At 68.8% G+C, this 12,935-nt stretch carries 9 protein-coding genes and 2 pseudogenes; all 11 read left to right on the forward strand.

Annotated features, from left to right (window positions below):
• Window positions 1–1,637, forward strand: a pseudogene (locus BMG07_RS36155) (chemotaxis protein CheW); the annotation flags it as partial.
• Window positions 1,638–1,656: 19 nt separating this feature from the next.
• Window positions 1,657–2,961 (forward strand): EAL and HDOD domain-containing protein, encoded by a 1,305-nt coding sequence (locus tag BMG07_RS36160; RefSeq protein WP_198088534.1) that lies wholly within the window; start codon window positions 1,657–1,659, stop codon window positions 2,959–2,961.
• Window positions 2,962–3,024: 63 nt separating this feature from the next.
• Entirely contained in the window at window positions 3,025–3,894 is an 870-nt protein-coding gene (locus BMG07_RS36165; RefSeq protein ID WP_198088535.1) for a CheR family methyltransferase, read from the forward strand.
• A 23-nt stretch (window positions 3,895–3,917) separates the two neighbouring features.
• A complete protein-coding gene (gene cheD, locus BMG07_RS36170) occupies window positions 3,918–4,601 on the forward strand; it encodes a chemoreceptor glutamine deamidase CheD (protein WP_198088536.1) in 684 nt (227 codons plus the stop codon).
• 2 nt (window positions 4,602–4,603) lie between these two features.
• Window positions 4,604–5,683 carry a chemotaxis response regulator protein-glutamate methylesterase gene (locus tag BMG07_RS36175; RefSeq protein ID WP_198088541.1) on the forward strand — a complete coding sequence of 360 codons (1,080 nt, stop codon included), beginning with the start codon at window positions 4,604–4,606 and terminating at the stop codon, window positions 5,681–5,683.
• 31 nt (window positions 5,684–5,714) lie between these two features.
• Window positions 5,715–6,110, forward strand: coding sequence for a chemotaxis response regulator CheY (gene cheY / locus BMG07_RS36180; protein ID WP_172839779.1), 396 nt, complete (start codon window positions 5,715–5,717; stop codon window positions 6,108–6,110).
• 1 nt (window position 6,111) lies between these two features.
• Entirely contained in the window at window positions 6,112–6,753 is a 642-nt protein-coding gene (gene cheZ, locus BMG07_RS36185; RefSeq protein ID WP_198088537.1) for a protein phosphatase CheZ, read from the forward strand.
• 120 nt (window positions 6,754–6,873) lie between these two features.
• Window positions 6,874–8,016: a flagellar biosynthesis protein FlhB gene (flhB, locus tag BMG07_RS36190; RefSeq protein WP_198088538.1), complete on the forward strand. Its 1,143-nt coding sequence runs from the start codon at window positions 6,874–6,876 to the stop codon at window positions 8,014–8,016.
• Window positions 8,013–10,112, forward strand: coding sequence for a flagellar biosynthesis protein FlhA (flhA, locus tag BMG07_RS36195; RefSeq protein WP_198088539.1), 2,100 nt, complete (start codon window positions 8,013–8,015; stop codon window positions 10,110–10,112). The genes flhB and flhA overlap by 4 nt, the downstream gene beginning before the upstream one ends.
• A complete protein-coding gene (gene flhF / locus BMG07_RS36200; protein WP_198088540.1) occupies window positions 10,109–12,604 on the forward strand; it encodes a flagellar biosynthesis protein FlhF in 2,496 nt (831 codons plus the stop codon). The genes flhA and flhF overlap by 4 nt, the downstream gene beginning before the upstream one ends.
• Before the next feature lie 10 nt (window positions 12,605–12,614).
• Window positions 12,615–12,935: pseudogene (locus tag BMG07_RS36205) on the forward strand (flagellar biosynthesis protein FlhG); the annotation flags it as partial.

Consider the following 12,935-nt stretch of genomic DNA (forward strand, 5'->3'; position numbering starts at 1 on the left):
CCCGTGGTTGCCGCCCCCGTGCAAGCCGCCGCTGCCGCCGCTCCCGCCGGCGACGGCGCGCTGCGCATCCGCTTCGCGCGCCTGTCCGACAGCGAATGCGAGCTGCTCGCCGGCGAGCTCTCCAACCTGGGCAAGGTGCTGTCGCGCACGCGCAGCAACGACCAGCTGACCGTGATGCTGGAGACCACCTGCGACCCCGACGACATCGTGGCCGTGTGCTGCTTCGTCATCGACGAGTCGCAGATCGACATCACGCGCGAGGCCGCCGCCGTGGCGGACGTGGCCGAAGCCGCCGTCGAAGCCGCACCGCGCCCGCGGCCGTGCCCGAACCTGTCGCGGTTGCTGTTGCCGAAGTGGCCGCCAAGCCGCAGGCGGCATCGGCCGCCGCCGCGCCCGCGCCGGCCGGCGCCAAGGAGTCGAGCTCCATCCGCGTCGACGTCGAGAAGGTCGACCAGCTCATCAACCTCGTGGGCGAGCTCGTCATCACGCAGTCGATGCTCACGCAGGCCGCGACCATGCTCGACCCCGTGGCCTACGAGCGCTTCCTCAGCGGCCTGGGCCACCTGGAGCGCAACGCGCGCGACCTGCAGGAATCGGTCATGTCGATCCGCATGATGCCGATGGACTACGTGTTCAGCCGTTTCCCGCGCGTGATCCGCGACGTGAGCGCCAAGCTGGGCAAGCAGGTGCGCCTGGACACCTACGGCAAGGAAACCGAGCTCGACAAGGGCCTGATCGAGCGCATCGTCGACCCGCTCACGCACCTGGTGCGCAACAGCCTGGACCACGGCATCGAGACGCCCGAGGTGCGCCTGGCCAAGGGCAAGGACGCCACCGGCCAGCTGCTGCTGTCGGCGCAGCACCACGGCGGCAACATCGTGATCGAGGTGAGCGACGACGGCGCGGGCCTGAACCGCGAGCGCATCCTGGCCAAGGCCCTGCAGCAGGGCATGGCCGTGAGCGAGACCATGCCCGACGAAGAGGTGTGGCAGCTGATCTTCGCGCCCGGCTTTTCCACCGCCGAGCAGATCACCGACATCTCGGGCCGCGGCGTGGGCATGGACGTGGTCAAGCGCAACATCCAGGAAATGGGCGGCCACGTCGAGATCCATTCGCGCGGCGGGCAGGGCACCACCACCCGCATCGTGCTGCCGCTCACGCTGGCCATCCTGAACGGCATGTCGGTGAAGGTGGGCGAAGAGGCCTACATCCTGCCGCTGAGCTATGTCATCGAGTCGCTGCAGCCGCTGCCGGAGCACCTGCATTCCATCACCGCCGACGGCCACGTGATCCGCGTGCGCGGCGAGTACCTGCCGCTGATCGAACTGCACCGCGTGTTCGACGTGTCGGGCGCGCAGACGCACCCGACGCAGGGCATCCTGGTGATCGTGCAGGCCGACGACAGCCGCTTCGCGCTGCTGGTCGACGAGCTGCTGGGCCAGCACCAGGTGGTGGTGAAGAACCTGGAGACCAACTACCGCAAGGTGCCGGGCATTTCGGCCGCCACCATCCTGGGCGACGGCAGCGTGGCCTTCATCATCGATGTCGGCGCCATGCCGCGCATCCAGCGCGCGCAGGCCGCGAGCGCGGCCGCCCTGGCGGGCGCCGCACGGAGGACGGACGCCATTGCACTCTGAGCCCCACGGAGACCGCTGAATGCGTTTTGATTTCTTCCGACGCCACGGCGACGACGCCGCGGGCGCCGACGGCGCCGATGCCTTGCGCGCGCAGGACGCCGGCGCCAACGGCCACGTGGCCTATGCCATGCTGCTCGACGCGCAGCGCCGCGTCATCGGCTACCGCCTGGCCTGGCGGCCGGCGAACGCGCAGGCCGGCGCCCATGCGGGGGCCGGCGTCAAGGCCCTGATGGACACCGTGGCCCTGCACCTGAACCCCGAGGGCGCGGGCTGGCAGCTGGGTTCGATGCTGCTGTTCGTGGACGTGACGGTCGACGCGCTGTTCCAGAGCGAGCTGCAGTCGCTGCCGCCGCAAAGCGTGGTGCTGTGCATGAGCGAGGAAGACCTGCGCGATGCCGACCTGCGCTCCATCCTGCTGTTCCTGCGCGAGCAGGGCTTCGGCTTCATGCTGTGCGGCGCCGCGGGGCTGCCGGGCGACCCCGAGGTGCGCGCCATCGTCACGCACTTCGAGGTGGACGCGCGCGACGCCGACGTCGTGGTGCGCGTGCGCCAGGAGGCGCAGCAGTGCCAGATGCCGATCGAGCTGGTCGCGCCCCGCGTGGCCAACTGGAAAGACTTCGACGCCTGCGCCGCACGCCGGGTGAATGTGTTCATCGACGGGGCGTTCCGCAACCCGCCGGTGAAGGACGCCGACGACGCGCTGCAGCCCGAGTCGCTGCTGATCGTCAAGCTGATGCAGATGATCCAGCGCAACGAGGACGTGCGCGCCATCGAGGCCGCGCTCAAGCACGACGCGGCGCTCACGTACCGGCTGCTGCGCTACATCAATTCGCCGTCGGTGGGCATGGCGGTGGAAATCCATTCGCTGCGCCATGCGGTGGCCATGCTGGGCTACTCGCCGCTGTACCGCTGGTTGTCGCTTCTGCTGGCCACCAGCAACAAGGCCAGCTCGCCCTTCATGATGAAGAAGGCCATCCTGCGCGGACGCTTCGTCGAGCTGATGGGGCAGGGCATGCTGCCGCCCAGCGAGTCGGACAACCTGTTCGTGGCGGGCATGTTCTCGCTGCTGGACCAGTTGCTGGGCGTGTCGATGGAAGGCGTGCTGCGCAAGGTGCAGCTCACCGAGTCGGTGCAGCAGGCCATCCTGTCGCGCAGCGGCCTCTACGGGCCTTTCGTGGCGCTGGCCGAAAGCTGCGAGCTCGACGACGGCCAGGCCTCGCGCCTGTCGGAGGCGCTGTTCCTGAGCGCGGCCCAGGTCAACGCGGCGCAGCTGTCGGCGCTGGTGTGGTCGCAGGACGCGGGCCCCGCCGCGACCGCCCCGTGAACATGACCCCGGAAGTGCAGGGCTTTTGTGCATCTCATCGACCCATTGCAACCGGTGCGCGCTATGTACATTGAAAGCCATGCTTCCAGGGTGGCTGTGAATAACGAGTTCCTTTTTACCGATAGCGACTTCTCCAGAATCCGGACGCTGATCCATCGCCGGGCGGGCATCGCCCTGGGCGACCAGAAGCGGCAGATGGTGTACAGCCGGCTCTCGCGTCGCCTGCGGGAGCTTCAGCTTCCGGAGTTCTGCACGTACCTCGACTGGCTGGAGTCCAGCGGCGACGGCGGCGAGTGGCAGTTGTTCATCAACTCGCTCACCACCAACCTGACGTCGTTCTTTCGCGAGGCGCATCACTTTCCGGCGCTGGCCGCGCATGTGCGCAAGATGCCGCAGCCCATCACGGTGTGGTGCGCCGCGGCCTCGACGGGCGAGGAGCCCTATTCGATCGCCATCACGCTGATGGAGGCGCTCGGCGAGAAGGCGGCGGCCTCGGCCCGCGTCATTTCGACCGACATCGACACGGCCGTGCTCGCCAAGGCCGCGGCCGGCGTGTTCACGACCGAGCAGGTCGAGCGGCTGTCGCCCGAGCGGCTGCGCCGCTTCTTCAACAAGGGCACGGGCGCCAACGCGGGCAAGGTGCGCATCCGCCCCGAGGTGGCGGCGCTGGTGAAGTTCTCGCGGCTCAACCTGCTGGACAGCGCGTGGGCGGTCAAGGAGCCGGTGGACGCGATCTTCTGCCGCAACGTGATGATCTACTTCGACAAGCCGACGCAGAAGAAGGTGCTCGACCGCTTCATGCCGCTGCTCAAGCCGAACGGCCTGCTGTTCGCCGGGCATTCGGAAAACGCGTCGCTCGTCAATCCGGCATTCAAGTCGCTGGGGCAGACGGTGTACGAGCTGCAGCGCGTGCGCGCATCGGGTGTGCCATGAGTGCGCCGACGCCCCCGATTCCCATGCTTCCCCCGAGCACGTCGCACATGGCCGCGCCGGACTCGGTGGCGAGCCATCACTATTTCGACCGCGACGTCGGCCAGATGGCCGTGAAGCTGCTGCCCTCCGAGTACTACGTGACGGCGGGCGACACCGTGCTGAGCACGGTGCTCGGCTCGTGCGTCGCGGCGTGCCTGCACGACGCCGAGGCCGGCGTGGCCGGCATGAACCACTTCATGCTGCCCGACGACAGCGAGCCCGGCACGCGCGACCCCTCCGAATCGATGCGCTACGGCACCTACGCCATGGACACGCTCATCCGCGAACTGGTGCGCGCGGGCGCGCGGCGCGACCGGCTGCAGGCCAAGGTGTTCGGCGGCGGCGCGGTGCTGGCCAACATGACCACGCTGAACATCGGCGACCGCAACGCGGACTTCGTGCTGCGCTACTTGCGCACCGAGCGCATCGAGGTCGCCGCGCAAGACCTGCGCGGGCCGCATGCGCGGCGCGTGTACTTCGTGCCGGCCACCGGCAAGGCGATCGTGCGCAAGCTGCGCGCGCAGACCGAAGTGCGGCTGATCCAGCACGAAGAGGGCGAGCTGCTGCGCAAGTTGTCCAGCCACCGCGCGGTGCCCGACCTCGAAAGAACAAGCAGTGCCCAGGCCGCCCGCGTGGCGCCGGTGGCGGCCATCAAAGGAAACCGGTGAGCATCAAGAAAATCAAAGTGCTGTGCGTCGACGACTCGGCACTCATCCGCAGCGTGATGACCGAGATCATCAACAGCCAGAGCGACATGACCGTGGTGGGCACGGCGGCCGACCCGCTGGTGGCGCGCGACCTCATCAAGGTCACGAACCCCGACGTGCTCACGCTGGACGTGGAAATGCCGCGCATGGACGGGCTCGAGTTCCTCGAGAAGCTCATGCGCCTGCGCCCCATGCCGGTGGTGATGGTGTCGTCGCTGACCGAGCGCGGCTCGGAGATCGCGCTGCGCGCGCTCGAGCTGGGCGCCATCGACTTCGTGACCAAGCCGCGCCTGGGCGTGCGCGACGGCCTGCTCAACTACACCGAGCTGATCGCCGGCAAGATCCGCACGGCGGCCAGCGCGCGCATCCAGCCGAGCCGCCATGCCGCGTCGGCCAAGGCAACGCCCGACGCACCGCAGGAGTCGCTGCTGCGCAGCCCGCTGCTGAGTACCGAAAAGCTGATCATCATCGGCGCCTCCACCGGCGGCACCGAGGCCATCCGCGAGGTGCTGCAGCCGCTGCCGCCCGACTCGCCCGCGGTGCTGATCGCGCAGCACATGCCGGCCGGCTTCACGCGCTCGTTCGCACAGCGCCTGGACGGCCTGTGCCGCATCAACGTGAAGGAGGCCGAGCACGGCGAGCGCGTGCTGCCGGGCTATGCCTACATCGCGCCGGGCGGCTTTCACCTGTCGCTGGGCCGCAGCGGCGCCAACTACGTGGCGCACCTGGACCAGGAGCCGCCGGTGAACCGCCACCGTCCGTCGATCGACGTGCTGTTCGATTCGGCGGCCAAGTACGCGGGCAAGAACGCCATCGGCATCATCCTGACCGGCATGGGCAAGGACGGCGCCGAGGGCCTGCTGCGCATGAAGCGCGCGGGCGCCCACACGCTGGCGCAGGACGAGGCCAGCTGCGTGGTCTTCGGCATGCCGCGCGAAGCCATCGCGCTGGGCGCGGTGGACGACGTGTCCCCCTTGAGTGAAGTGAGTCGCCGGGTTCTGGCGCACCTGCGTACGTTCGGCGAACGTACGAACCGAGTTTGAAAATCGACCTGTTGGAGTTGGAAATATCGTGATCGACAAGAGCATCAAAATCCTGGTTGTGGACGACTTCCCGACCATGCGCCGCATCGTGCGCAACCTGCTGAAGGAACTGGAGTTCCTCAATGTCGACGAGGCCGAGGACGGCGCGGCGGGCATCGAGAAGCTGCGCGGCGGCAACTTCGGCTTCGTGGTGTCCGACTGGAACATGCCCAACATGGACGGCCTGACCATGTTGCAGACCATCCGCGCCGACCCCGAGCTCAAGAAGCTGCCGGTGCTGATGGTCACGGCCGAAGCCAAGAAGGAAAACATCGTGGCGGCCGCGCAGGCGGGCGCCAACGGCTACGTGGTGAAGCCTTTCACGGCCGCCACGCTCGAAGAGAAGATCACCAAGATCTTCGAGAAACTCGCCAAAGAGGCTGCGTGACATGAGCCAGGACGCTTCGGGAATCGCGGACCCCGCCAACACCGCTGAACAGCTGCTGGGCCGCATCGGCCAGCTCACGCGCCAGCTGCGCGAAGGCCTGCGCGAGCTGGGCCTGGACAAGCAGGTGGCCAAGGCCGCGCAGGCCATTCCGGACGCGCGCGACCGCCTGAGCTACGTGGCGGCCACCACCGAGCGCGCGGCGCACCGCGCGCTCAACGCCATCGACGTGGCGCAGCCGCTGCAGGAAGCACTGGCCAGCGACGCCAAGGGCCTGAGCAAGCGCTGGGACCAATGGTTCGAGAACCCCATCGAGCTGGATCATGCGCGCGAGCTGGTGCTGGACACGCGCGGCTACCTGAGCGAGGTGCCCGACCGCGCCAGCGCCATCAACTCGCAGCTGATGGAAATCCTGATGGCGCAGGACTTCCAGGACCTGACCGGCCAGGTCATCAAGAAGATGATGGAAGTGGTCAACGACGTGGAGACCCAGCTGCTCCAGGTGCTGATCGACAACTCCCCGCCCGAGAAGCGCCAGGAGGCCACGCAGAGCCTGCAGAACGGCCCGCAGATCAAGCCCGGCAACCCCGACGCCGTGACCGACCAGGCGCAGGTCGACGACCTGCTGGAGAGCCTGGGCTTCTAGCCTTCATTGTCCGAATAGCAGGGCGTTAAGGGCCCTGATCGGCAGATTGTTCCGACCGACCGAATTCAATAATTTGGTTCTGGGCAAGGCGTACGTCGCCAGTGCCGGTTCGGAGCATGAATGGCTGAGGAAAGCGATCTCGAAAAAACGGAACCCGCCTCCGAGCGGCGCCTGGAAAAGGCGCGCGAGGAAGGCAACGTGGCCCGTTCGCGGGAGCTCACCACCTTTGTGATGCTGGGCACCGCGAGCGCGGGCCTGTGGTTCACCTCGGGCCTGCTCAGCGAGAGCATGAACGGCTCGCTGCGCCACGGCCTGCAGTTCGACCGCGCCAGCGCCTTCGACCCCGCGCACATGCTGTCGCAGACCGGGCTCATGGCGCTGCAGACGCTGATGGCCATCGGCCCGCTGTTCGCGATGATGATGGTGGCGGCCGTGGCCGCGCCGCTGATGCTGGGCGGCTGGATGTTCTCCGGCGCGGCCGTCGCGCCCAAGTTCAGCAAGCTCAATCCGCTGTCGGGCATTGCTCGCATGTTCTCGGCGCAGTCGCTGGCCGAGCTGTTCAAGGCGCTGGCCAAGTCGGCGCTGATCGGCGGCGTGGCCTGGTGGGTGATCAAGGGCGACATCGAGGCCATGATGGCGCTGATGGCGCAGCCCGCGCACTACGCGCTGCCGCACGCCATGGTGCTGGTGGCCAAGCACTGCGCGCTGATCGCGGCCACGCTGTTCCTGGTGGCGCTGGTCGACGTGCCGTTCCAGCTGTGGAGCTACTACCGCAAGCTGCGCATGTCGCGCGAGGACCTGCGCCAGGAGCACAAGGAAAGCGAAGGCGATCCGCACATCAAGGCGCAGATCCGCCGCCAGCAACAGCAGATCGCCAAGCGCCGGATGATGTCCGAGGTGCCCAAGGCCGACATCGTGCTGACCAACCCCACGCACTTCGCGGTGGCCCTGAAGTACCAGGACAGCGGCATGCGCGCGCCGCGCGTGGTGGCCAAGGGCACCGACCTGGTGGCCGCGCGCATCCGCGAGCTGGCCAAGGAGCACAACGTGGCCATTCTCGAAGCGCCGCCGCTCACGCGCTCGCTCTACAAGCACACCCGGCTGGGCGATGAGATTCCGGCCGGCCTGTACACGGCCGTGGCCGAAGTGCTGGCCTGGGTCTACCAGCTGCGCCGCTGGAAGAGCGAGGGCGGCGACGCCCCGCGCACGCCCACCGACGTGCAGGTGCCCGAAGAACTCGAATACACAGTGAAAGCCGCATGAACGCGATGACCAACCTGCTGCGTCTGCCGACGCAGATGTTCTCCGGAACGCAGTTCAAGGGACTGGCGGGGCCGATCCTCATCATCCTCATCCTGAGCATGATGGTGCTGCCGCTGCCGCCGTTTCTGCTCGACCTGCTGTTCACCTTCAACATCGCCGTGTCGGTGATGGTGCTGCTGGTGAGCATGTACACCATGAAGGCGCTGGACTTCGCGGCCTTCCCGGCGGTGCTGCTGTTCTCGACGCTGCTGCGCCTGTCGCTGAACGTGGCTTCCACGCGCGTGGTGCTGATGAACGGCCACACCGGCCCCGACGCCGCGGGCAAGGTGATCGAGGCCTTCGGCCACTTCCTGGTGGGCGGCAACTTCGCCGTGGGCGTGATGGTGTTCATCATCCTCGTGCTGATCAACTTCATGGTGATCACCAAGGGCGCGGGCCGCATTGCCGAGGTGGGCGCGCGCTTCATGCTCGACGCGATGCCGGGCAAGCAGATGGCGATCGACGCCGACCTCAACGCCGGCCTGATCGGCGAAGACGTGGCCCGCAAGCGCCGCCAGGAAGTGGCGCAGGAGGCCGACTTCTACGGCTCGATGGACGGTGCCAGCAAGTTTGTGCGCGGCGACGCCATCGCGGGCCTGCTGATCATGGTGATCAACATCATCGGCGGGCTGGTGGTGGGCATGCTGCAGCACGGGCTCGATTTTTCGACCGCCGGCAAGACCTACACGCTGCTGGCCATCGGCGACGGCCTGGTGGCCCAGATTCCGGCGCTGGTGATCTCGACCGCGGCCGGCGTGATCGTCTCGCGCGTGACCACCGACGAAGACGTCGGCAGCCAGCTCACGGGCCAGCTCTTCTCCAACCCGCAGGTGCTGTTTCTCACGGCCGGCATCGTCGGCCTGCTGGGCATGATCCCGGGCATGCCCAACCTGGCGTTCCTGCTGATCGCGGGCGGGCTGGTGTGGCTGGGCCGCCGCCTGATGATGCGCAAGCCGCGCGAAGCCGCGCAGCAGGCTGCCGCCGCCGAACAGGCCGCGAGCCTGGCGCCGCAGAGCGACACGGCCGAGGCCACCTGGGACGACGTGGCCATGGTCGACCCGCTGGGCATGCAGGTCGGCTACCGGCTCATTCCGCTGGTGGACCAGTCGCAGCAGGGCGAGCTGCTGGGCCGCATCAAGAGCATCCGCAAGAAGATCGCGCAGGAGATCGGCTTCCTGGTGCCGGTGGTGCACATCCGCGACAACCTCGAGATCAAGCCCAACACCTACGTCATCAGCCTGAAGGACGTGGAGATCGGCCGCGGCGAGGCCTTCCCCAACCAGTGGATGGCCATCAACCCCGGCCAGGTGACGGGCTCGCTGCCCGGCGCGCCCACGCACGACCCGGCCTTCGGCCTGCCCGCCGTGTGGATCGACGCGAGCCAGCGCCAGCAGGCGCAGATCTACGGCTACACGGTGGTCGATGCCTGCACGGTGATGGCCACGCACCTGAATCACCTGATCCAGACGCACGCCGCCGAACTGCTGGGCCGCCAGGAAGTGCAGCAGCTGCTCGACCAGATCGCCAAGACCGCGCCCAAGCTCACGGAAGACCTGGTGCCCAAGGTGCTGTCGCTCAGCGCGCTGCACAAGGTGCTGCAGAACCTGCTGGACGAAGAGGTGCCGATCCGCGACATGCGCACCATCCTGGACGTGATGGCCGAGCACGCGCCGACCATCAAGGACCCGACTGAACTCACCACGCTCACGCGCCTGGCGCTGGGCCGCGCGATCACGCAGCAGCTGTTCCCGGGCGACTCCGAAATGCAGGTGATCGGCCTGGACGGTTCGCTCGACGGCGTGCTCCAGCAGGCATTGAGCAACAGCAGCGGCATCGAGCCCGGCATTGCCGACAACCTGCTGCAGCAGGCGCAGGCCGCCATTCACCGGCAGGAGCAGATGGGGCTGGCGCCCGTGCTCGTCGTGCAGCACTCGCTGCGCGTGCTGCTCTCGCGTTTCCTGCGGCGCAGCCTGCCGCAGCTGAAGGTTCTTTCGCACGCGGAAATCCCTGATTCCCGCACCATCAAGATCACCGCCGCCATTGGAGGACGAGGTTGAATTCCCAGCAGAACGACGTGCGCACCACCGCACGCAAATTCGTCGCGGCCACCAGCCGCGAAGCCCTGAGACTGGTGCGCGAGGCGCTGGGCGCCGACGCCATCGTGCTGACCCACCGTGCCACCGCCGAGGGCGTCGAGATCGTCGCCATGGTGGAGAGCGATGTGCAGGGGGTGGCCGACAAGGCGGCCCCGGTGGCGGCTGTGCCGGCGCCAGTGCCTGTGCCCGCGCCTGTCGTGGCCGCTGCACCTGTTGCGCCTGCCGCACATGCGGCACCGGTCATGCGCCCCGCGCCTGTCGTGCAAGCGGCACCGCAGCCCGTGGCACCCGCGGCACCCGCCGCCGGCGACACCGTGCTCAACGAACTCCACTCCATGCGCGGCATGATCGAGGAACAACTCGCCAGCGTGGTCTGGAACGACAAGCAGCGCCGCGACCCCGTGCGCGGCCGCCTGCTGCGCACCCTGCTGGGCGCCGGGTTCAGCGCGCGCCTGTCGAAGGCCATGCTCGAGAAGCTGCCCACCGGCCAGACCTATGCCGAAGGCATGGCCTACGTGCGCGCCGAGCTGATCCGCGCCGTGCCCGTGCATGAAGACGAAGACGCGCTGTTCGCGCAGGGCGGCGTGTACGCGCTGATGGGGCCGACCGGCGTCGGCAAGACCACCACCACCGCCAAGCTGGCCGCGCGCTGCGTGATGCGCTTCGGCGCCGACAAGCTCGCGCTGGTGACCACCGACAGCTACCGTATCGGCGCCTACGAGCAGCTGCGCATTTACGGCCAGATCCTCAACGTGCCGGTGTACGCCGTGAAGGACGCGGCCGACCTGCACCTGGTGCTGCAGGACCTGCGCGACAAGCACATGGTGCTGATCGACACCGTCGGCATGAGCCAGCGCGACCGCGCCGTGTCCGAGCAGATCGCCATGCTGGGCCAGAGCCAGCGCCCGGTGAAGCGGCTGCTGCTGCTCAACGCCACCAGCCACGGCGACACGCTCAACGAAGTGGTGCATGCCTACCGCAACGGCAACGACCTCACGGGCTGCATCTTCACCAAGGTCGACGAGGCCACGCACCCGGGCGCGCTGATCGACACCGTCATTCGCCACCGCTTGCCGGTGCACTACATCTCCAGCGGCCAGAAGGTGCCCGAGAACCTGATGCAGGCCGACCGCGCGCAGCTGGTGGACAGCGTGTTCCAGCCGCGCCAGCACAACCCCTTGTTCGTGCCCGCCGAGAGCGACCTGCAGGAAGAGCCCGCCGGCGCCGGCCCGTCCGCGCAGGTGGTGCAGGCCCAGGGCGAGACCGACCGCCTGCGGCTGAAGTACCAGAACCTGATCCGCGCCATGGCGCACGACGCGCAGGAACTCGCCACCGCCGCCAGCGCGCTGGCCGGCGCGCAGATCGGCTTCGAGCGCGCGCGCGGCCTGTGGCGCCAGGCGAGCGACGAAGGCGTCGGCCAGAAGGCCGTGCTGCAGGACCTGATGGTGCACGCGCGCAGCGAAGTGGCCGCGGGCTGCGAGACCCATGTGCTCGCGCTGTGCGGCCAGGTCGGCCTGCGCTCGAACGAAGGCGGCGACGCCTACGAATGCCACGGCAGCCTGCTGCTGTCGGACCGCACCGGCCTGCCGCTGGCCGCGCCCAACCAGTGGCTGTCGACCGCCGCCACGCGCGGCATGAAGGACGCCGCCCGCAAGCCGGGCGCGCGCCAGGTGCCGTGGCTGCGCCAGCAAGACTTCGGCAGCAAGCCGCTGGTGCATGTGCTCACGCGCTTGCCCGGCCTGGAGGCCATGCTGCAGTGGCAGGCCGCGGGCCAGCGCTGGCTGGCACGCGCACCGGGCTCGACGGCGGTGATCGACACGCGCACCGGCGCGCCCGACACGCTCGCGCGCCTGGACCTCGAATTCAGCGAAGGCCAGCCCGTGCGCTTTCGCGGCAAGGCGGCGCTGCGCTGCGAGGCGCATGCCGACGTGGTGCTGCGCTTCAACGCGGCGGCCGTGGCGGCGGGCGTCGAGCGCGACGCCATGCCCGCGCTGCGCTGCGTGGCCACGCGCATGCTCGACGCGCGCAGCGGCAACGTGCTGGCGCACAGCTATGCGCTGTCGAACATCGGCGCGGAAGTGCCGACCCGCCAGCTCGCGCAGTGGCAAGGCTGGGCGCAGGACGCCGAACCCTGTTTCCGCCTGCTGCGCGACGGCGTGCAGCTGGTCGGCGGCATCGGCGAGCTGGGCGACCCCGACATCATGAAGCGGCTGCTGATCGCGGGCCAGATGACCACCACCGTGTGGCGCCTGCTGCAGGCCGAAGGCGAGTGGGCCGACCGCACGCGCGCGCTGCTGGGCCAACTGACGGCGCGTCCGGCGCGCAACGGCCGGCTCATGAGCGGCAGCGCGCTGTACGCGGGCGTGGGCAAGCTCTTCCTGTTGCTGGAGGCGTTGGGCACCGAGTCGACCGCGCCCGTGCAGGCACCCCGTGCCGTGGAGCAGCTGGGTTGAGGAGATTGCAATGAGCAAGACGGTCGCGGACCAGGCGGACGGGCTGCGGCGCCTGCTGGCGCAGACGCAGACGCGCGTCGTCGCCGTCGCGGGCATGGGCCACGGCGCGGGCGCCACCACCGCCGCCATGAACCTGGGCGCCGCCCTGGTCCAGCAGGGCAAGAACGTGCTGCTGCTGGACGAGCACTGCCCCAAGGTGGGCTCGGCCTGCGAGGTCTGGGCCATCGATCCGCTGGGCAGCCTGGCCGACGTGGCCGGCCGCCGGCTCACGCTCGATGGCGCCGCCGTGCGCGCCGGCTGCGGCGTGCATGTGCTGCCCGCGCCGCCGGGC

Origin of the sequence: Variovorax sp. E3 (assembly GCF_016082275.1) — a bacterium.
In the GTDB taxonomy this organism is placed as follows: domain Bacteria; phylum Pseudomonadota; class Gammaproteobacteria; order Burkholderiales; family Burkholderiaceae_C; genus Variovorax.